The sequence below is a fragment of the Arthrobacter sp. TMN-49 genome (assembly GCF_054511095.1).
On sequence record NZ_JBTNDH010000007.1, the window covers coordinates 17,560 to 37,080 of the forward strand.

16 protein-coding genes and 1 tRNA gene are annotated in these 19,521 nt (G+C 62.9%); 12 read left to right on the forward strand and 5 right to left on the reverse strand.

What is annotated here, in order from left to right; genetic code table 11:
- Position 1: 1 nt before the first annotated feature.
- Positions 2 to 1,522: an MmgE/PrpD family protein gene (locus ACX80E_RS04735; RefSeq protein ID WP_459300758.1), complete on the reverse strand. Its 1,521-nt coding sequence runs from the start codon at positions 1,520 to 1,522 to the stop codon at positions 2 to 4.
- 44 nt (positions 1,523 to 1,566) lie between these two features.
- Positions 1,567 to 2,202, reverse strand: a complete 636-nt coding sequence (locus ACX80E_RS04740) for a GntR family transcriptional regulator (RefSeq protein ID WP_459300759.1) — start codon at positions 2,200 to 2,202, stop codon at positions 1,567 to 1,569.
- 197 nt (positions 2,203 to 2,399) lie between these two features.
- Here ACX80E_RS04740 and ACX80E_RS04745 point away from each other — a divergent pair, with 197 nt between their 5' ends.
- Complete coding sequence (locus ACX80E_RS04745; RefSeq protein WP_459300760.1) at positions 2,400 to 4,301, forward strand: AMP-binding protein; 1,902 nt, start codon at positions 2,400 to 2,402, stop codon at positions 4,299 to 4,301.
- Between the two features lie 115 nt (positions 4,302 to 4,416).
- Here ACX80E_RS04745 and ACX80E_RS04750 read toward each other — a convergent pair whose 3' ends face one another.
- The 3 genes from ACX80E_RS04750 to ACX80E_RS04760 form a co-directional block, all read right to left on the reverse strand.
- Positions 4,417 to 5,700, reverse strand: coding sequence for a dicarboxylate/amino acid:cation symporter (locus ACX80E_RS04750; RefSeq protein ID WP_459300761.1), 1,284 nt, complete (start codon positions 5,698 to 5,700; stop codon positions 4,417 to 4,419).
- Positions 5,701 to 5,847: 147 nt separating this feature from the next.
- On the reverse strand, positions 5,848 to 7,521 hold the full coding sequence (locus tag ACX80E_RS04755) for a DUF6297 family protein (protein ID WP_459300762.1): 1,674 nt from the start codon (positions 7,519 to 7,521) through the stop codon (positions 5,848 to 5,850).
- A 7-nt stretch (positions 7,522 to 7,528) separates the two neighbouring features.
- The gene (locus ACX80E_RS04760) at positions 7,529 to 8,293 is read right to left on the reverse strand and encodes an ABC transporter ATP-binding protein (RefSeq protein WP_459300763.1); all 765 of its coding nucleotides are present in this window, start codon (positions 8,291 to 8,293) and stop codon (positions 7,529 to 7,531) included.
- Positions 8,294 to 8,460: 167 nt separating this feature from the next.
- On the opposite strand from ACX80E_RS04760, the gene ACX80E_RS04765 reads away from it, so the two are divergent.
- The 11 genes from ACX80E_RS04765 (at position 8,461) to ACX80E_RS04815 (ending at position 19,506) form a co-directional block, all read left to right on the forward strand.
- Positions 8,461 to 9,342 (forward strand): ParA family protein, encoded by an 882-nt coding sequence (locus tag ACX80E_RS04765; protein ID WP_103466289.1) that lies wholly within the window; start codon positions 8,461 to 8,463, stop codon positions 9,340 to 9,342.
- Between the two features lie 28 nt (positions 9,343 to 9,370).
- Entirely contained in the window at positions 9,371 to 10,294 is a 924-nt protein-coding gene (locus ACX80E_RS04770) for a segregation and condensation protein A (protein WP_459300833.1), read from the forward strand.
- Entirely contained in the window at positions 10,291 to 10,935 is a 645-nt protein-coding gene (gene scpB, locus ACX80E_RS04775; RefSeq protein WP_459300764.1) for an SMC-Scp complex subunit ScpB, read from the forward strand. Before ACX80E_RS04770 ends, scpB begins: the two co-directional genes overlap by 4 nt.
- 36 nt (positions 10,936 to 10,971) lie before the next feature.
- Positions 10,972 to 12,261: a pseudouridine synthase gene (locus ACX80E_RS04780; RefSeq protein WP_459300765.1), complete on the forward strand. Its 1,290-nt coding sequence runs from the start codon at positions 10,972 to 10,974 to the stop codon at positions 12,259 to 12,261.
- 8 nt (positions 12,262 to 12,269) lie between these two features.
- Positions 12,270 to 13,373 carry a prephenate dehydrogenase gene (locus ACX80E_RS04785; RefSeq protein ID WP_459300766.1) on the forward strand — a complete coding sequence of 368 codons (1,104 nt, stop codon included), beginning with the start codon at positions 12,270 to 12,272 and terminating at the stop codon, positions 13,371 to 13,373.
- A complete protein-coding gene (cmk, locus tag ACX80E_RS04790; protein WP_459300767.1) occupies positions 13,370 to 14,089 on the forward strand; it encodes a (d)CMP kinase in 720 nt (239 codons plus the stop codon). The genes ACX80E_RS04785 and cmk overlap by 4 nt, the downstream gene beginning before the upstream one ends.
- Entirely contained in the window at positions 14,086 to 14,802 is a 717-nt protein-coding gene (locus tag ACX80E_RS04795; protein WP_459300768.1) for a lysophospholipid acyltransferase family protein, read from the forward strand. The genes cmk and ACX80E_RS04795 overlap by 4 nt, the downstream gene beginning before the upstream one ends.
- Positions 14,803 to 14,804: 2 nt before the next feature.
- On the forward strand, positions 14,805 to 16,361 hold the full coding sequence (gene der / locus ACX80E_RS04800) for a ribosome biogenesis GTPase Der (RefSeq protein WP_459300769.1): 1,557 nt from the start codon (positions 14,805 to 14,807) through the stop codon (positions 16,359 to 16,361).
- Positions 16,362 to 16,460: 99 nt separating this feature from the next.
- Positions 16,461 to 16,534: transfer RNA gene (locus tag ACX80E_RS04805), tRNA-Pro, on the forward strand.
- Positions 16,535 to 16,765: 231 nt separating this feature from the next.
- Positions 16,766 to 17,383 (forward strand): GyrI-like domain-containing protein, encoded by a 618-nt coding sequence (locus ACX80E_RS04810; RefSeq protein ID WP_459300770.1) that lies wholly within the window; start codon positions 16,766 to 16,768, stop codon positions 17,381 to 17,383.
- A gap of 887 nt (positions 17,384 to 18,270) precedes the next feature.
- Positions 18,271 to 19,506 carry a PKD domain-containing protein gene (locus ACX80E_RS04815; protein ID WP_459300771.1) on the forward strand — a complete coding sequence of 412 codons (1,236 nt, stop codon included), beginning with the start codon at positions 18,271 to 18,273 and terminating at the stop codon, positions 19,504 to 19,506.
- Positions 19,507 to 19,521: the final 15 nt, after the last annotated feature.

The window sequence follows — 19,521 nt, forward strand, 5'->3', positions numbered from 1 at the left end:
GTTAGAAGAGTCCCTTGGGTGCGGCTGCGAGATCCACGACGCCGGGAGCTGCAGCGATGTTGAGTTGGTCTAGTTCGCCGGCGGCCAGGTGGGGCAGATTCTGCGCTGCCGCGATGAAGCGGTTGATTTCTGCTTCCTCGACAAGGCCCGTGGCCAGGGTGCGGAACTTGTTGATGTACTGCTCGCGGGCAAACGGCCGGGCGCCGAGCGGGTGGGCGTCGGCCACGGCGATGGAGTCGGTGATGACCGTGCCGTCGTTGAGAGTGATTTCCACTGTGCCACCGAAGGCCTTCTCGGCGATGTGCAGGGAGTGGTAGCGGCGCGTCCACTCGGCATCCTCTTCCGTGGTGACCTTGTGCCACAGCTCAACCGTGTCGGGGCGGCCGGCCCGCTCGGGGGAGTAGGAGTCAACGTGGTGCCACGCGCCGTCTTGAAGAGCCACCGTGAAGATGTACGGAATGGAGTGGTCGAGGGTTTCGCGTGAGGCGGTGGGATCGTACTTCTGGGGATCGTTGGCGCCGGAGCCGATCACGTAGTGGGTGTGGTGGCTGGTCTTGATCAGCACGCTCGCCACGTTGGCCGGGTCGGTGGCCTCTGGGTGTTCGCCGTGCAGCTTGCGGGCAAGGTCGATCCACGCCTGCGCCTGGTACTCGGCGGAGTGTTCCTTGGTGTACGTATCCATGATGGCGCGCTTGGCCTCGCCGGCGGCCGGCAGCGGCACTGTGTAGGCGGCGTCGGGGCCGTCCAACAGCCACGCGATGACGCCGTCCTCGCCTTCGTAGATCGGCACCGGTGAGGTCTGTCCGCGCATGGCACGGTCAGCTGCCTCAACGGCCATCTTGCCGGCGAAAGCGGGGGCGTGCGCCTTCCAGGTGGAGATCTCGCCCTTGCGGGACTGGCGGGTGGCCGTGGTGGTGTGCAGGCCCTGGCCCACGGCCTGGAAGATGGTCTCCACTTCAAGGTTCAGCAAGGTGCCGATGCCGGCGGCCGCCGACGGGCCGAGGTGGGCAACATGGTCAATCTTGTGCTTATGGAGGCAGATGGCCTTCACCAGGTCAACCTGGATCTCGTAGCCGGTGGCGATGCCACGGATCAGATCAGCACCCGAGGCGCCCGTGTGCTGGGCGACGGCGAGGATCGGCGGGATGTTATCGCCCGGGTGGGAGTACTCGGCAGCCAGGAAGGTGTCGTGGTAGTCCAGCTCGCGCACGGCAACACCGTTGGCCCAGGCCGCCCATTCGGGCGAGACCTTCTCGGTAATGCCGAAAACGGATGCGCCGGAGCCGCCGGTGGACGGGGCGTGGGTCAGTGCCTGTGCACGGGCGGCAACAATGGGGCCGCGATTGAGCGAGGCGATAGCCACGGAGGCGTTGTCGATGACGCGGTTGATGATCATGTCGGTCACCTCGGCCGTTACGGCTACCGGATCGGCGGCAACTGTGGCGATCTTGAACGCCAGCTGGTCCTCGCGGGCCAGGTTCTCGTCGCTCTTGTACACGCGGACTTTATGCTCAACTACCATGATGTTCCTTTCGCAGGGGCGGAAAATTATTGTTCAAAAGTTCTTTAGGTGGCGGTACTGAGAAGATGGCGCAGACTGTTGTCCAGATGGACGGTGGTGGCTGCGCTGGCAACCGCCACGTTCCCGTGCGCAATGGCCAGGGCTATGGCAGCATGCTCACGGGCCGCATCGCTGAGCCTTGCCGGATTGTCCTTGCCCAAGCGCCTGACCCGGACCAGGTGGACACGCAAGTTCTTCATGGCCTGGTTGAGATAGTGATTTCCGACGGCGGCATCAATGGCGCTGTCCAGCTCGCCCGCCAGCTGGTAATAGTCACCCCGGGTGGGGTCATCGGAGGTGATGAGTTCCCCGGCGTTGAGAAGTTGCTGATGCAGTGCGTGAAAAACCGCCGGATCGCAGCGTTGGGCGGCCAGTTCGGCAGCCCGGCACTCCAGGGCGGAGCGCAGTTCGAAGAGCTCATCCAGGTGGTCAAGAGAAATCTCGCTGACCACCACCCCGCGCCCGCTTTGGGGTTCGGTCAGGCCCTCGGCACTTAGCCTGGCCAACGCTTCACGGATGGGGGTGCGTGAGACGCCCAAGCGTTCTGAGAGTTCCACTTCGGCCAGCACTGTCCCGGGGGTGAGGCGCCAGTGGATGATGTCACTGCGCAACGCGGCATAGGCCTTCTCGCTGGCACGCATGGGACTCCTTGGGGGACGAGGCGGGTGGAGCTGGTCAAACAAGCTAACCCCTCCAGTGTATACAAAGAGTTGCCAAATTGGCAGCATTTGCTAAAAATAGCGCGTCAATTTCGCTGAATGTATACACAGGTGATTGTTTTTGCCCGTTTGTCGGCGCTACTATGGCACTAATCACATCAACGTGGATGGAGTACCGCATGTCAGCGCACAGCACGGACTACAGCGACGAATTCAGGCGCAGCATCAGCGATCCCGAAGGGTTCTGGCTGGCTGCGGCCCAAGCGGTGGACTGGGACAAGGCGCCAAGCCTCGCACACAGCGACATCGACGCGCCCCTCAGCCGCTGGTTCCCCGACGGGGAAATGAATACCTCCTACAACGCACTGGACAGGCACGTTGCCGCCGGGCGCGGCGAGCAAGTGGCGTTGATTCATGATTCGGCCATGCGCGGGGAAGTTACTACGTACACGTACCGCGAGCTCACGGCGGCCGTTGCCATGTTTGCCGGTGTTTTGCGTGCCAACGGCGTGGGCAAGGGGGACAGGGTACTCATTTATCTGCCCATGATCCCCGAGGCCGCCATCGCCATGCTGGCCACGGCCCGGCTGGGCGCCATCCATTCGGTGGTGTTTGGCGGATTTGCCGCCAGTGAACTGGCTGTGCGGCTGCGCGACGCGGCACCGAAGGTGGTTGTCACCTCATCCGGTGGTTTGGAGCCCAACAAGTACATTGAATATCTGCCCACCATCCATGAGGCGCTGGCCAAGGCGGAGATGCCGCACGTGCCGGTGGTGGTCAAGCGCCGCGAGGGTTTTGCCACGGACCCTGCCGTGTTGGGGCTCAACGCCGTTGATTGGGACGCTGCCATGGCCACGGCGGAGCCTGCCGGGCCCGTAACCGTGAAGTCAACGGACCCGCTCTATGTGCTGTACACCTCCGGCACGACGGGCGCGCCCAAGGGGGTGGTCCGCGACAACGGCGGGCACGCCGTCGCCCTGCTGTGGACCATGGACAAGCTCTACAACATCCACGCCGGTGATGTCTGGTGGACGGCCTCGGACGTGGGCTGGGTGGTGGGGCACTCCTACATTGTCTACGGGCCGCTGCTGGCCGGCGCCACCACGCTCATGTACGAGGGCAAACCCGTGGGCACTCCGGATGCCGGCGCGTTTTGGCGGGTCATCGAGCAACACGGGGTGAAGGCCCTCTTTACTGCACCCACGGCACTGCGCGCCATCCGCAAGATGGACCCGGACGCGGCACTGTTGGCGAAGTACCACCTGGGGCACCTGGAAACACTGTTCACGGCCGGTGAGCGTTTGGACACCGACACTTTTCATTGGGCGTCGCGGGTGCTCGGTGTTCCGGTGGTGGATCACTGGTGGCAGACAGAAACTGGGTGGGCCATTGTGGGCAGCCCGCAGGGGATGGGGCGGCTGCCCATCAAGGCCGGCTCGCCCTCGGTGCCCATGCCTGGCTACGATCTGCGCATTGTGGACGGTCTGGGCGAGGAGGTCGACGCCGGGGAGGAGGGCAACATTGTGCTCGCCTTGCCGCTGCCGCCGGGCACGCTCACCACCTTGTGGGGCAACGAGCAACGCTATGTGGATTCCTACCTTGGCGTCTTTCCGGGCTTCTACTCCACGGGCGATTCGGGCTACCGGGACGCTGATGGCTACGTTTTCGTCATGGGCCGCACCGACGACATCATCAACGTGGCCGGGCACAGGCTCTCCACCGGGGCCATGGAACAGGTGGTGGGCACGCACCCGGCCGTGGCTGAATGCGCCGTGATTGGTGTGGTTGATGCCCTGAAGGGGCAAAAGGCTATCGGGTTCGTGGTGCTCAAGGCCGGCGTTACCATGGATGCTGGTGTGTTGGAACGTGAATTGGTGGCGCTGGTGCGGCGTGAAATCGGGCCGGTGGCTGACTTTAAGCATGCCGTGGTGGTTGACGCCCTGCCCAAGACCCGCTCCGGGAAGATCCTGCGCAAGACCATGCGCCAAATTGCCGACGGCGACGACTACACGGTGCCCTCCACCATCGAGGACCCGGCCGTCATCGAGGCACTGCTCCCGATCCTGACCGGTCGCAACTAGCCTCACGCCGCCCAATCGAGAGTACAGTTGATGCCGATGTTCCGTGGCAACATCGGCACCAACTGTACTCTCGGGGGCCCTGGGGAGCGGGGACGGGGCGTGTTAGTGGGGCGTGTTAGTGGGCGAGGGTATGTGGTTCTGTCTCGCTGCCCTCTGCTGCCTCCACAACCTCGTCGGAGGGATCCTGAGCCTGCGTGCCGAGGTGGCCGCGCGTGAGCTTGTTCATGATCAGGGCGATCGCACCATCACCTGTCACGTTCGTGGCCGTGCCGAAGCTGTCGAGTGCGATGTACGCGGCAAACATGAGCCCCACCTCGAGTTCGCCGAAGCCGAGCATCTGCGTGAGCAGGCCCGCGGCCGCTGCGATCGCACCGCCGGGAACGCCCGGGGCGGCGATCATCATGACGCCGAGCATCAGGATGAACGGCAGGTAGGCCCCGAAAGTGATGTCACCGCCGGTGAGCAGCAACACCGCGATCGAGAAGCAGGTGATCTTGACCATCGAGCCCGACAAGTGGATCGTGGCGCACAACGGCACCACGAAACCTGCCACCGAGTCGGCGACGCCGTTCTTCTTGGTTGAGGCGAGTGTCACCGGAATCGTCGCCGCTGACGACGAGGTACCAAGCGCCGTGAAGTAGGCGTCGCGCATGTTCCACAGTGCCTTGAACGGGTTGATCCCGCCCATGGCGCCCGCCACCGAGTACTGAAGGAGCAGCACCAGGAACGTCAGCCCAAAGGACACCAGGGCCACGAGCATGAACTTCGTGACGACAGTCATGGCGGAACCGCTCGCCGAGAGGTCCAAGAAAATGCCGAAGATGAACAGCGGCAGCGCGGGCACCAGGACTCGCCGGATCACGGACTCGATGATCGTGCGGAACTCCACGGTTGCGCGGAAGAGCACTTTGCTGTGGAACGCTGTGAGGCCAATGCCGACCACAAACGCGAGCACGAGTGCGCTCATGACGCCGATCACCGGTTCAAGCACAATTTCAGTCGCTGAGTCGCCTGCGGCGCCCACTACCGTCAGGTACGGGGTGAAGCCGGATCCGGAGGCGTCGCCGAGCGCGTCGAGGCCGCCGCCAGCCAGCGACGGGGTGAACAGCCACCGGCTGACGAAGTACGCGAGCAGTCCGGCAAGGATCGTGGAGCCGTACGCGATCACGGCGGTGATTCCAAGCCACTTCCCGGCACCCTTGCCGAGCTCCGCGATTGCCGGTGCGACGAGCCCCAGAATGATCAGCGGCACAATGAACCCCAGGAACCCCGAAAAGATCGAGTTGTAGGTCAGAAACAACCCGCCGAGCCACACGGGCATCACCGGCCCGGTCAGAATGCCCAGCACGATGGCTATGACAATCCAGCCGAGTAGGGGGATTGATTTCAGCAGCTTCATTGGAGGTCCTCAGGTAGGAAGGATCGGGATGCGCACGAATGCGCGGCACAATTGTGGCGCAGGCCACGCCTCAGTTATCGTAAGCGGTGCGCGCCATTCCCGGAAATCCGCTGCCGGCCCGGGGTGCCGCAGCGTCTCCAGTATTGGCTACTTGGCTGATGCTCCGGCGGGCATACCCGCCAGAACGCCAGCCTTGGCTGACTTGGGCTTGCGGACGTGGGTACCCCACATGAAGGCAAGGAACGTCAACGTCAACTGGGCCGGGAAAGCAACGGCAGGCACGCCGCCGGAGATGAGGCAGATCAGAACCGGCAACAACACAATGAGGGTCAGATCCGGGCCCGACAAAAAGGACCGGATGGCGCCGGTGGGAATGGGGCCGGAGGGTGCGGCGATAGCTGGCATGTTCCAATCCGGTGCCGGCCTGAACGAGGCCCGCAAGGTGGCAGCGCCCAGCCCCGGGCCAGCCAGCACGGCCAACCCGAGCAGGGTCGGTGATCCCACGCCAAGCGCCAACAACAATCCAAAACACAAGGGCGCCCACAGCGTCATGGCCACGGCAGGAATCACATAGTGCACCCGGCGCACAGTCTTCGCCGGCAGTGGCATGAGCGCGTCAACGGCTGGATTGCCCGCGGCAAAGCGTGCTGTGGAGCCAAGGGTCGAGGCGGCAAGGTAAGCGCACAAGAAGAGCACCACGGCAATCAGGATGGAATTACCCAAGAACTCAATGGCAGCCAGCGAGGCCGGGATGGCTGCCAAGACCAGCAACCGCAACAAGGTATTGGGGGCGCGCAAGGCCATGGTGGCATGAGTGCTCAGAAGCGTTTTGACGCTCCGCGAACCCACGGAGCCGTTCCGGAAGATCAGCTTGAGCCGCAGCTTGATGCGGCTCACAGCGGGGCCCGTGCTCAGCGAGCGTGAAAGCTCCGTGGCATCCATGGACAGCAGGGAACTGGCGGCATAGGCGCCGGCGGCTGCACTGGCCTTAAGCTGAGCGGTGGTGATCCGCTCAAGATGGGCATAGACCACGGCTAACAACCCCAGCGCAAGGGCCACCAGCAGCAGCGGCCAGAGTGCGCCGTCGGCCACCAGCAACGGCCAGCTGGTGGGCAGGTACGCCATCCAGGCGGTCTGCGCGCCCGTCACGGCTAGGGAGCCGGCCACATTGTTGAACAGCGCCGTGGCGATCAATGTCAGGGGTGCCACCAAAGCAACCGCCCCCATGACTGTCTTGAGCCACGCCCCGGAATTCGTGATTTGGCACCACCCGGCCACGCCGTACAACACCCATGCCAAGCCCACGCCGCACAGCGCCGCCAGGCCAATCCGGCCCGGATCAGGTTCCGAGGCCATGCCCAGTGCCAACGGCACCACCACCACGACGGCGGCAATGGCAGGCCACACCAGGGACTTTAAAAACCCCGGCTGAATGAAACCGCGGCGCCGGACGGGAAGCCCCAGCCACCACGCGGTTTGCGGCAAGGTCATGGCGACAGGGCCCATGGTCATTTCAACGCTCAACAGGGCCGCAGCCAAGGTCAACAGCACGGTGGCACTCGCCTGCAGCAACGTCACCGAGTGGAAGCCCGGCGCCACAGCAGTGGCGGCCAACGCCGATTCAGTGCCCACCCCCAAGCTGTGGCGCAAGGCAACAATGAGCGCCCCGGCCATGGCCAACAGCGTCAACCCGCCCAGGAGGGAGGTGTACACCTCGGAGACGAGCTCCATCAGCCCGCCCTGGGTACGGCTCAGCCCGGCCCTGAACGTGTACTGGCGGATTTCCTTGGCGCTGAAGCGCTCACGTGTTTGCATGCTCATGGGGCGACTACTCTGCGTAAGGGTTCTCGGAGGCGATGGCCGTGGCCGCCCGCTGCGGCGTCATGACATGAATCGTGTCGGCAATGAAGAGGGCCTTGGTGGCCACAGTGGTGAGGAACACCGGATCGTGGGTGACCACCAGCAAGGCCAGGCCGGCGTCGACTTCGGCCCGCAACCTGGTGGCCAGCCTGTGCCGCATGGCGGTGTCCAGGCGTTGCTCGGGCTCGTCCAAGACCAGGAGGGAGCGGGGCCGCACAAAGGCTCCGGCCAGCAGCATGCGGCGGCGTTGCCCGGAGGACAGGTTGTAGGGCCGCGAGGTGGCCAGTTCGGCGAGGCCAAAAAACTCCAGCTCGGCGGCAATGACGTCCTCCACGTCTTCGACCCCGTGCCCGGCGGAGACAATCGCAAGATGCTCCTCCACCGTGAGGGACGGGAAGAAGGCGTCGTCATCAAACACGACAGCCACTTCACGGCGGAAGTCAAGAGTCCTGTCATCAACCTCGGCACCGTTGATCAGGGTGACACCGGAGAGCGCCTCCAGCTGGCCCACCACTGTTTTAACAACAGTTGACTTGCCGGCACCATTGGGGCCCACCAGTGCTAAGGATTGATGCGAGTGGACGCTGAAGCTGACAACTCCACACACGGGCGTGCCGCTGTAGCCGGCCTGCAGCTTCTCGGCACGCACCACATCGGACCGTCGCGCCAAATTAGCCGGCGCCCTCGTGGCTTGTGCGGGATGGTCGGGGGAGGAGTTGGGTGCTTTGCTCATCACTTCGAAGTATAGGCTTCAGGCCCCGCCACCAACATTCAGCTTCAACTTGAGGGTCAAGGCTCAAAACCCATGACGGCTAAATGTCCAAAACTTACCCGCCGAACCCGGTAACCTAGTCACTGGAAGTGATGTATGGACAAGGCAGCGAAAGTGTGGACTGACAGGTGAGCAACGAGCAGGGTGCAACGGCACTCGTGGGTGAGGACGTTCTGGGCCCAACCGGACGTCCCCTGACGGAATTCCCCGAGCCCCCGGTCCTTACCTCCCACGGCCCGGCGCGCATCATTGCCATGGTCAACCAAAAAGGTGGCGTGGGCAAAACGACGTCGACCATCAACTTAGGTGCCGCCCTGGCAGAAGCCGGCCGCAAGGTGCTCCTGGTTGACTTTGACCCGCAGGGCGCCCTTTCTGCCGGTCTGGGCACCAACCCGCACGAACTCGACATCACCGTCTACAACGTGCTGATGGATCGGAAGGTGGACATTCGTGACGCCATCATCCATACCGACGTTGAGAACATTGACATTCTCCCGGCCAACATTGACCTCTCGGCCGCCGAAGTTCAGCTGGTCAACGAGGTGGCCCGCGAACAGGTGCTGGCCAGTGCCTTGCGCAAGGTTGAGGACGACTACGATGTTGTCCTGATCGACTGCCAGCCCTCCCTTGGCCTGCTGACAGTCAACGCGTTGACGGCCGCCCATGGCGTGATCATTCCGTTGATCTGTGAATTCTTTGCCCTGCGCGCGGTGGCGTTGCTGGTGGAAACCATTGACAAGGTTCAGGACCGTTTGAATCCGGGTCTGCAGGTCGACGGCGTCCTGGCCACCATGTACGACGCGCGGACCTTGCACGGGCGTGAAGTGCTGGCCCGTCTGGTGGAAGCCTTTGGCGACAAGGTGTTTGAAACGGTCATCAAGCGCACCATCAAGTTCGCCGACGCCTCCGTTGCTGCCGAGCCCATCACCTCCTACGCCGCCAATCATCAAGGCGCCGACTCCTACCGCCGCCTGGCGAAAGAGCTGATAGCCCGCGGTGGTTCGCCCTAACTTGCTCTCATCACCACAGGCCGCGGGGATCGCGGCAGGCACGCAGGGCAGCCACCCCCAACGTTTTGAAGTCCGGTTGGATAATTTCACCGGTCCCTTTGACCTGCTCCTTGGGCTGATTGCCAAACACGAAATGGCCATCACCGACGTCGCCATCGCCACCGTCACGGACGAATTCATCAGCTATCTGAAGGCCCTGGCGGATCTGGGGCAAGAGTGGGCGTTGGATGAAGCCAGCGAGTTCCTGGTCCTGGCCGCAACCCTGCTGGACCTGAAGGCTGCCCGACTCCTTCCCGCAGGCGAGGTGGAGAACGACGACGACCTGGCCCTTTTGGAGGCCCGTGACCTCTTGTTCGCGAGACTCTTGCAGTACAAGGCGTTCAAGGAAGTTGCTGCCCGCTTGGGTGCCGAACTTGACCGTGAAGCCCAGCGCTTCCCCCGCCAGGTGGGGCTGGAACCACATTTTGCGGCGCTGTTGCCGGAGCTGGTGTGGCGGCACACGCCGGAACAGTTCGCGCAAATGGCGGCCAGGGCCATGGAGCCCAAACAAGCGCCCATCACCGAAGTCGGCTTGGCGCATTTGCACGTGCAGCCCGTCAGCGTGCGCGAGCAAGCAGCCATCATCACCCTCATGCTCACAGCAGGCATGCCGCCGGAGGAGGATCCCGGCGCAGCCACCTGGCTTGGTGCCCCGCTGTCCTTTGCCACATTGAGTGCGGACGCATCCTCATCGATGGTGGTGATTGCCCGGTTCTTGGCCCTGCTGGAACTGTTCAGGGACCAGGTGGTCACCTTTGAACAAGTCGCGCCGCTGGGTGAACTTCTGGTCCGTTGGAGCGCAGGTGTGCAGCACAGTCTTGCCACCGACAGTGACTTTGACGATGAGGGTCCGCAGCTAGCCGAGCCAACCACCAACACTAAGGAACACCTGCACGCGGAGGCTGCACTATGAGCGATGATTCTCGTACCAGCAACGCTGTCCCGGCCGAGCCTGTTGAGGCGGCCGAACTGCTTGAAACAGCTGACGGCGTGCGGGCTGCCTTGGAGGCCGTGCTCATGGTGGTGGACGAGCCCGTCACCGAGGAGGCGTTGGCTTCGGTGGTGGGTTTGCCCGCTGCTGCCATACGTGAGCAATTACACGAACTGGCAAGGGAGTACGACGGCTATACTAGGAAGGGTGACACCGTACCGGTTCGCGGCTTTGAACTTCGGCAACTTGCCGGAGGCTGGCGTGTTTATTCACGAGCCGCTTACGCCGATATCGTGTCACAGTTTGTTGTGGACGGCCAGACGGCCCGGCTCACGCAGGCGGCCTTGGAAACATTGGCGGTGATTGCTTACCGCCAACCAGTTTCACGGGCCCGTGTTTCCGCCATTCGAGGCGTGAACGTGGACTCGGTGGTGAGGACGCTGGCGCAGCGCGGACTGATTGAGGAAGTGGGCACCGATCCGGTGTCCGGGGCATTCCTGTACCGCACCACGGCGTACTTTTTAGAACGGCTGGGGATGGGTAGCGTGGACGAGTTGCCGCAAATTGCACAGCACCTGCCCGGTCTGGAAAACCTTCATGAAATTGACGATTCACATTTTTAGCTTGACCACAACATTTAGTACTTTAAGGACAACCCCATGACACCGACACCGTCGCACCGCTCCGGAAGCTCTTCCGGGCAGAACCAGCCGCGTGGAGGTAATCCGCGCTCCGGCGCCCCCAAGTCAGGTGGCTTCAAATCCGGCGCCCCGAAATCAGGTGGCAACAAGTCCGGCGCCCCGAAGTCGGGCGGCTTTAAGTCCGGCGGCGGGTACAAGTCCGGTGGCTCCAGCGAAGGTGGCTACCGTTCCGGTGGCTCCAGCGAGGGCGGCTACCGCTCCGGTGGCTACAACAAGTCCGGCAGCTCCAGCGATGGCGGCATCAAGCCCGGTGCCCTGCGCGCCGCTGGCTACAACAACGACCGGGCAGCCAACGCGGCCAAGGCGGCCAGCGAGGGCGGCTTCCGCTCCGGCGGCTCCAAGCTGGGCGGGCCCAAGTCGGCCGCCAGTAAGCCCGGCGCACGCAAGCCAAGCCAGACCGGCGCACGACCGTTCAAGAACGAGCAGTACGGCCGCACAGTCACCTCGAGCAAGAACCGGCCCACCGAGCAAAACCGCCGCCCGCTGTCCACTACCGACGACGTTGACATTCACAATGCCGATGGTGTGCGCCTGCAGAAGGTCATGGCCATGGCAGGTGTGGCCTCGCGCCGTCTGTGCGAGGACATGATTCTTGAGGGCCGCGTCCAGGTTGACGGCGTCACGGTGAACCAGCTGGGCCTGCGCGTGGATCCGGCAACCGTTGACATCACCGTTGACGGCATGACCATCCAGACCAATGACCAGATGGTGTACATGGTGTTCAACAAGCCCAAGGGCGTTGTCTCCACCATGGATGATCCCGAAGGCCGCCCCTGCATCAGCGACTTCCTCAAGAAGCGCCAGACTGCCGAGCGCCTCTTCCACGTGGGGCGTTTGGATACAGCCACCGAGGGCCTGTTGCTGCTGACGAACGACGGCGAACTTGCCAACCGTTTGAGCCACCCCAAGTACGGCATCCCCAAGACCTACTTGGTCCAGGTGAAGGGACCGATGGCACAGGGTGTTGGCGCCCAGCTCAAGGACGGCGTGGAGCTCGAGGACGGCTGGCAGCGCGTGGATTCCTTCCGCCTGGTGGACTCCACCCCCGGCCACGTCTTGGCTGAGGTTGTTTTGCACTCCGGCAAGAACCGCATTGTTCGACGCATGTTTGACGCCGTGGGCTACCCCGTGGAGCGCCTGGTGCGTGTCAAGTTCGGCCCCATCGCCTTGGGCGACCAGCGCCAGGGAAGCGTCCGCGTTTTGGGCCGCCACGAGGTGGGTTACCTGCTCTCAGACGTGGGAATGTAAACAATCCCATGAATCCTTCGCACTTATTGGGGCCCGTGCTGGTTCTTGGCAGTGGACTGCTGGGAGCCAGCATTGGCCTCGGGCTGCGTGCCCGCGGCGTGGACGTCGTGCTGAGCGACCCCTCGCCGTCAGCGCAGGCAGTGGCTGTCGACATTGGCGCCGGGCGTGCCTTTGACGACGCCGAGCCACTGAGCCCCGAGCTGGTGGTGGTGGCTGCGCCGCCGGACGTGAGCGCCACGGTGGTGGCCGCAGCCCTGCGAAGGTACCCGTCCGCCGTCGTGGTGGACATTGCCAGCATCAAATTTGCTGTGCTGGCCGAACTCCGCACCCTTGTGGAGGACGATCCGAGCCTGCTGCCCCGCTACGTGGGTACCCACCCCATGGCCGGGCGGGAACGTTCCGGGCCGGTGGCTGCCCGCGGGGAACTGTTCAACTCGATGCCGTGGGTGCTGTGCCCGTCCCAGGACAGCAGCGCCCACGCCATCAAGGTGGCCCATTCACTGGCCATTGACTTAGCTGCCGTGGTGTTCCGTTTCTCTCCCGAGGAGCATGATGAGGCTGTGGCACTGGTCTCACACCTGCCCCAGATCATGTCCTCGCTGGTCGCCAGCAGATTGGCGGAGACGCCGCCGCATGCCCTGTCACTGGCTGGCAATGGTTTGCGCGATGTCACCCGCATTGCCGCCAGCGACCCCTCCTTGTGGGTACAGATTTTGGGGGCCAACGCCCCCAGGCTGCTGGCGATCATGGAAGGTGTCCGGCTCGATTTGGACAGGCTGATCAACACCCTCAGCGCACCCACAGCCCCCGGTGCGCGCCTGGATCTGGCGCAGCTCATGGCTGAAGGCAACGCAGGCCAGAGCAGGATCCCTGGCAAGCACGGCGGCCCGCCCCAGCACTACTCCTGGCTCACTGTGCTGGTGGATGACAAGCCCGGAGCTATTGCGCGGCTTCTGACGGAGATCGGTGAGATCGGCGTCAACGTGGAGGATCTTCGACTGGACCACTCCGCCGGACTGCAGGTGGGTATGGTGGAGCTTTCCGTACTGCCGTCCAAGCGCGTGAGTTTGGTTCAGGACTTAACGAATCGTGGTTGGAAGGTCATTCAATGAGTAACTCTGTAGCGGCCACCATGCAACTGCGCCTTGGCCACCCTTTGGTGATTGCCATTGACGGCCCGTCCGGATCCGGCAAATCAAGTGTCAGCAAGGCTGTTGCGAAGCGCCTGGGTTTGGCGTTTCTGGACACCGGTGCCATGTACCGGGCGCTGACGTGGCATTGCCTCAACGGCCGCATTGACTTGAACAATGCCGCAGCCGTGGAGGCCGCCGCCCGCAGCATCACCTTAGAACAAAACCTCACACCCGAGGGCGAATTCGTCAAGGTCAACGGCGTCACCGTCACCGAGCCCATCCGCGAGCCCGAAATCTCCAAAAACGTCAGCACGGTGGCCACCAACCTGGGGGCGCGCAAGGAATTGGTGCGCCGCCAGCAGGCCATCATTGCCCAGTGCGGGCATCGCATAGTGGTGGAGGGGCGGGACATCACCACTGTTGTGGCGCCCCAGGCCCACGCCCGGCTGATCCTGACAGCCAGTGAGGAAGCCCGTATGCGGCGCCGGGGACTTCAGCTCGGTGGCACCCAGACCCCTGAGCAGTTGACCCAACAAGTGTTGGCCCGTGACGCCAAGGATTCCACAGTGGTTGATTTCCAGCGTGCAGCGGACGGCGTTTACACGGTGGATTCCTCGGAGCTTAACTTCGAAGAAACCGTCACGGCGGTTATCAATGTGGTGCGATCGGCTGTGAATGAGGGTCCCGCTGCATGAGCGGGGACGCAAAAAAGTTGCGCACCTTGAGCGCTGCACCGCCGCGCTGGAAGACCAGGTGGAGCCGGCCGCTGGGCAGGTTGTTGGATCACGGGATTTACAGAACCACTGTGCACGGCCGGAACAACATTCCCCCTGAGGGGCCCGTAGTGTTCGCCGCCAACCACCTGAGCTACCTTGACGGTCCCGTCATGGTGGGTGCGGCAAATCGTTACATGCATGTCATGGTCCGCCACGACATGTTTAAGGGAGTCCTGGGCAGGGTATTGCACGCCTCAGGCCAGATTCCCGTCAACAGGGTAGGGGACAGGGCAGCACTGCAGTATGCAAAAGCTGTTCTTGACCGCAACGACTGCGTGGGCATTTTGCCCGAAGGCACCCGAGGTACCGGGAATGCCGCCAGCATGAACAGCGGGGTGGCCTGGCTGGCACTTAACACAAGTGCCGTCGTCGTCCCTGTAGCCATCCTGGGAACCCGGGTTGGCAACGAACATCGAGACAAGATTCCGGCACCCCGCCGGCATCTGCAGGTGGTCTTCGGAGAAGCGATGACCATTGAACGTGAGCCTGGAGTTTCCGGGCGTGTTTCAATGGACAGAGCAACCGATGCGATCCGGCTACGGCTGGCAGCGCATATTGCTGCCGCCATAGCGGTCACAGGCCAGGATTTACCTGCGGATGAAGACACACCTCTTAAGCAAGAAGGACAGTAACCATGAGCGACTCACAGTCTGCCACGCGCCCCGATGAGGGTGAGTTTAGTCACCGGGACTACGAGCCCACGGGAGCTGACCACATTGCTGAGCGGCTTGCCGAAATCACCGACGAGGATGCCGAGGCCCGCGCTGCCGGCCTGCTGGCGGGCCTAGCCAACTACGAACTCGACGACGAAGACGCCAAGCTGCTCTCCGGCGAGTTCGACGACGGAACGGCCGAGGACGCCCACCGCCAGGACCCCGTACTGGCCATTGTGGGCCGACCCAATGTCGGCAAATCCACCCTGGTCAACCGTATTCTGGGCCGCCGCGAAGCCGTGGTGGAGGACACCCCCGGCGTCACCCGCGACCGCGTCCAGTACCCGGCCACCTGGAACGGGCGCAACTTCACCCTTGTTGACACCGGTGGTTGGGAAAGCAAGGCCCGCGGCATTGACCTGCGCGTGGCTGAGCAGGCCGAAATTGCTGTCGAGATGGCCGACGCCGTCCTGCTGGTGGTTGATTCCGTGGTGGGCATCACCGCCTCTGACGAGGCCATTGTGCAGATGCTGCGCCGGTCCAAGAAGCCGGTGATCCTGGTGGGCAACAAGGTTGATGACCTGGTGCAGGAAGCCGACGCCGCCTCACTGTGGGGCCTTGGTTTGGGCGAGCCGCTCCCGGTGTCGGCTGTTCACGGCCGCGGTGTTGCAGACATGCTGGACCGCGTCATGGACGTGCTGCCGGAGTTCTCCGCCGTCGCCGGTGTTGAGCGCACGGGTGGACCGCGCCGGGTGGCCTTGATCGGCCGTCCCAACGTGGGCAAGTCCTCGCTGCTGAACAAGCTGGCAGGCACCGAGCGCGTTGTTGTTGACAATGTTGCCGGCACCACCCGCGACCCCGTCGATGAGCTCATTGAACTGGGGAACCGGACCTGGCGTTTCGTGGACACCGCAGGTATCCGCCGTCGTCAGCACATGGCACAGGGCGCCGACTTCTACGCATCCTTGCGCACCCAGGGTGCCCTGGAGAAGGCCGAAGTTGCCGTGGTGCTGTTGGCAGTTGATGAGGTGCTCAGTGAGCAGGATGTTCGCATCTTGCAGCTGGCCATTGAATCGGGCCGTGCCTTGGTGCTCGCCTTCAACAAGTGGGACCTGTTGGACGATGAGCGCCGCAAGTACCTGGAACGTGAAATCGAGCAGGATCTGGCACACGTTGAGTGGGCGCCGCGGGTGAACATTTCGGCGAAGACGGGTTGGCACAAGGAGAAGCTTGTGCCGGCACTGGACTTGGCGTTGGAGAACTGGGACCGCCGCATCCCCACGGGCCGCTTGAACGCGTTCCTGGGCGAGCTGGTATCCGAACATCCCCACCCGGTCCGTGGTGGCAAGCAGCCGCGCATCTTGTTCGGCACACAGGCCTCCAGCCGCCCGCCGAAGTTCGTTTTGTTCACGACAGGATTCCTGGATCCCGGGTACCGCCGCTTCATCACCCGCCGTCTCCGTGAGACGTTTGGCTTTGAGGGCACGCCCATCGAGGTCAGCATGCGCGTACGTGAAAAGCGCAGCCGCAAAAAGTAGCGCGGCTCACATCTGAATTGGTTTGGGTCATGGTTTTTATGATGTAAACTTTTTCAGGTGGTTCAGCCACGGAAGATACCTTCCAAGCGTTGAACTTTTCGGGCTGTAGCGCAGCTTGGTAGCGCACTTGACTGGGGGTCAAGGGGTCGCAAGTTCAAATCTTGTCAGCCCGACCGACACAAACCCGCTGTTCCTTAGCTTCTTGCTAGGGAATGGCGGGTTTTTTGGCGTCTAAGGCGCCGCGGGGGCCGATACGGACATTCGATGGTGGTGCACCACCATCGAATGTCCGTATCGGAGTCCTTGGCCGAATAGCCATGGCGCCAGCGCGTGGCATGATCCTAGACTGGACAGCATAGACCTTGCGGTAGAGCTGGTCAGTCCCGGAGAAAAGGATGCATGCGATGGAGAAGTTTGACGTCAAGAAAGCACACAAAGAGCTTTATTCGCCCGGCTCCAAGGACTTCTCGATGGTTGAGGTACCGCCGGTTCGCTACCTTGCCGTGGACGGGCACGGGAACCCTGGCACGGCCACGCAGTACGTTGAAGCCGTTGAGGCCCTCTACTCGTGCGCGTATGGCGTGAAGTTCGAGAGCAAGAAGGTGTTGGACAGGGATTTTGTGGTGCCACCCCTGGAGGGGCTGTGGTGGGCTGCGGACATGGCGGCGTTCACAACGGGGGACAAAGACACGTGGGATTGGACCATGATGATCAGCCAGCCCGACTGGATCACCCCGGAGCTTATCGCCGCGACGGTGGAAAAAGTTGCGGCCAAGAAGGAACTGCCCGGACTGGCCCGGTTGCGTGTCCTGGACTTGCACGAAGGGCTGTGCGTGCAGATTCTTCATCGTGGCTCGTACGACGACGAGGCCCCCACCTTGGCCCGTTTGCACGATCAGTACATGCCCGAGCACGGTCTGGCGTTCAACGGCCAACATCACGAAATTTATCTCGGCGACCCTCGCCGTGCAGCGCCCGAGAAACTCAAAACCATTCTGCGCCAGCCCGTGGCGCGTAGCTGATCAGCCGTCCGGCGAGGCGCGCGAGACCGGGCACAGCGTACCGTTCACCTCAGCTGCCATGCACTCTCCTTGCATCAGCCATTTTTAAGTCCTCGCTAGGGCCTGTGCAGCTCATGGGTCGCGGACTAGCATGACCTCATACGCTAGTGCGGTCTCACACTGTGACAGTCCATGTGCCTGTGGGGGGATTCGGTGCCTTTGCCTTCTTCAGGACGCGGCCCCGGATACTGTATCCAGAACTATGTTCTTGGGAGTGCGTGATGAGCAAGGGTCGAATTGTGACGGCAGTGCTGGCCAGCGTGGTTCTCGTTTTGGGGCCGGGCCATCCCTGAGTCCCTTGGTGGGCACCCTAGTGGGCGCTGTGGGGGTTCAGCCTGCCCAAGTGTTGGCGGCGCCCATTCCTGCCACACCCGGAGAACTGCATGTCACAGCGGCCGGTGACTATTCCAGCAGTGCCGCAGCGGCCGGGGTACTTTCCCGTGTTGGCACCATCGACCCGGACTTGCACCTTGCCTTGGGTGACCTGACGTACGGGGAGACGGGGGCGGAGCAGGCGTGGTGCGATTTCGTCACGTCACGGACCGGGGCTGGGTTCCCCTTTGAACTCATTTCAGGTAATCATGAGAGCAACGGGCAGAACGGGAACATCAACGACATTGCGGCGTGCCTGCCCAACCAGCTGCCGGGTGTGGTTGGATCCTACGGGCGGCAATACTACGTGGATGTGCCGTGCCAAAACCCCTTGGTTCGGTTTGTCATGATCGCGCCGGGCATCCCCTTCTCCGGTGGCACCTGGGACTACTCCGCGGGGCAGTCCCCACTACAACTGGACAGCGGCGGCCATAGACGGGGCCCGCTCAGCGTCGATCCCCTGGGTGGTGGTGGGGATGCATACTCCCTGCTTGTCCGTGGGGCAGTATGTTTGTGCCTCCGGCGCACCGATCGCCAACCTGTTGCTGAGCAAGAATGTTCACCTGGTGCTCAATGGACACGAACACGTGTATCAGCGGACCAAGCAGCTAGCCACCTCCGGCACTTGCACAGGCCTTGTTTCCGATGTTTACACCGCTGCTTGCGTCGCAGATGTGGACAACTCACTGGGCAAAGGTGCCGGCACCGTCTTCACCACAGTCGGCACCGGGGGAGTCACCTTGCGTGATGTCAATGCCGCCGACCCCGAGGCGCCCTACCTTGCTGCGTCGTCTGGGCTCAACGCCGCCCCCAGCCATGGCCTGTTGGACCTGAGATTCACGGCCACCACCATGAGCGCCGGATTTATTGCCACGAGTGGCACGTTCCAGGATGGTTTCAGCATCGCCCCGACGGGGGCCAATGTGCCGCCGACAGCAGCGTTTACGAGTTCCTGCGTTGCCCTTGCCTGCACCTTTAACGGCGCTGGTTCGAATGATCCAGGCGGCAGCATCGTCAGCTATGCATGGGACTTTGGCGACTCAACGACCAGCACCAACCAGCCGGCCAGTAGGACATATTTGGCCCCGGGGACGTATCCGGTGACGCTTACCGTTACCGACGATGCTGGCAGCACTGGAACCGTGGTTCACAATGTGAGCGTGACCGATCCGGTGGTCGGATTGTTGGCGCAGGATATTTTCGAGCGGACTGTCACCAACGGGCTCGGTGCGGCGGCCACTGGCGGGACCTGGACCACAACGGGCAGTGCCGCCAACTACTCAGTCGCTGCTGGGACGGGTCGGGTCCGCATCCCCGCCGCGGGCGGCGGACTCAACAGCTATCTCGGGAGTGTGGCATCCTCAAACACCGAGCTCTATCTGGAACTGGCAACGGACAAAGCAGCCACCGGTTCGAACATTTATCTGAGCGGCATTGGGCGCAGAATTGCCGGGGCGGGGGAGTACCGTGCCAAACTTTCTTTGGCGACCAACGGCTCCGTGGCACTGTCATTGGTCAGAACTGCCGCGAACGGTGCCAAGGTGTGGGAATTGGGCTCTGCTGAGCCAACCAACTGGCAACGCAGCATCACCGATGCCACAGCCGCCTTGCAAGGGACCGGCGGATTGGGGCTGGCCACGTACCTCTCCAGCACCGCCAACAACGCCCCGCTGACAGTGAGCATGGACAATTTGCGGGCCATCACACCCTAGGCGGCTGCAAACACT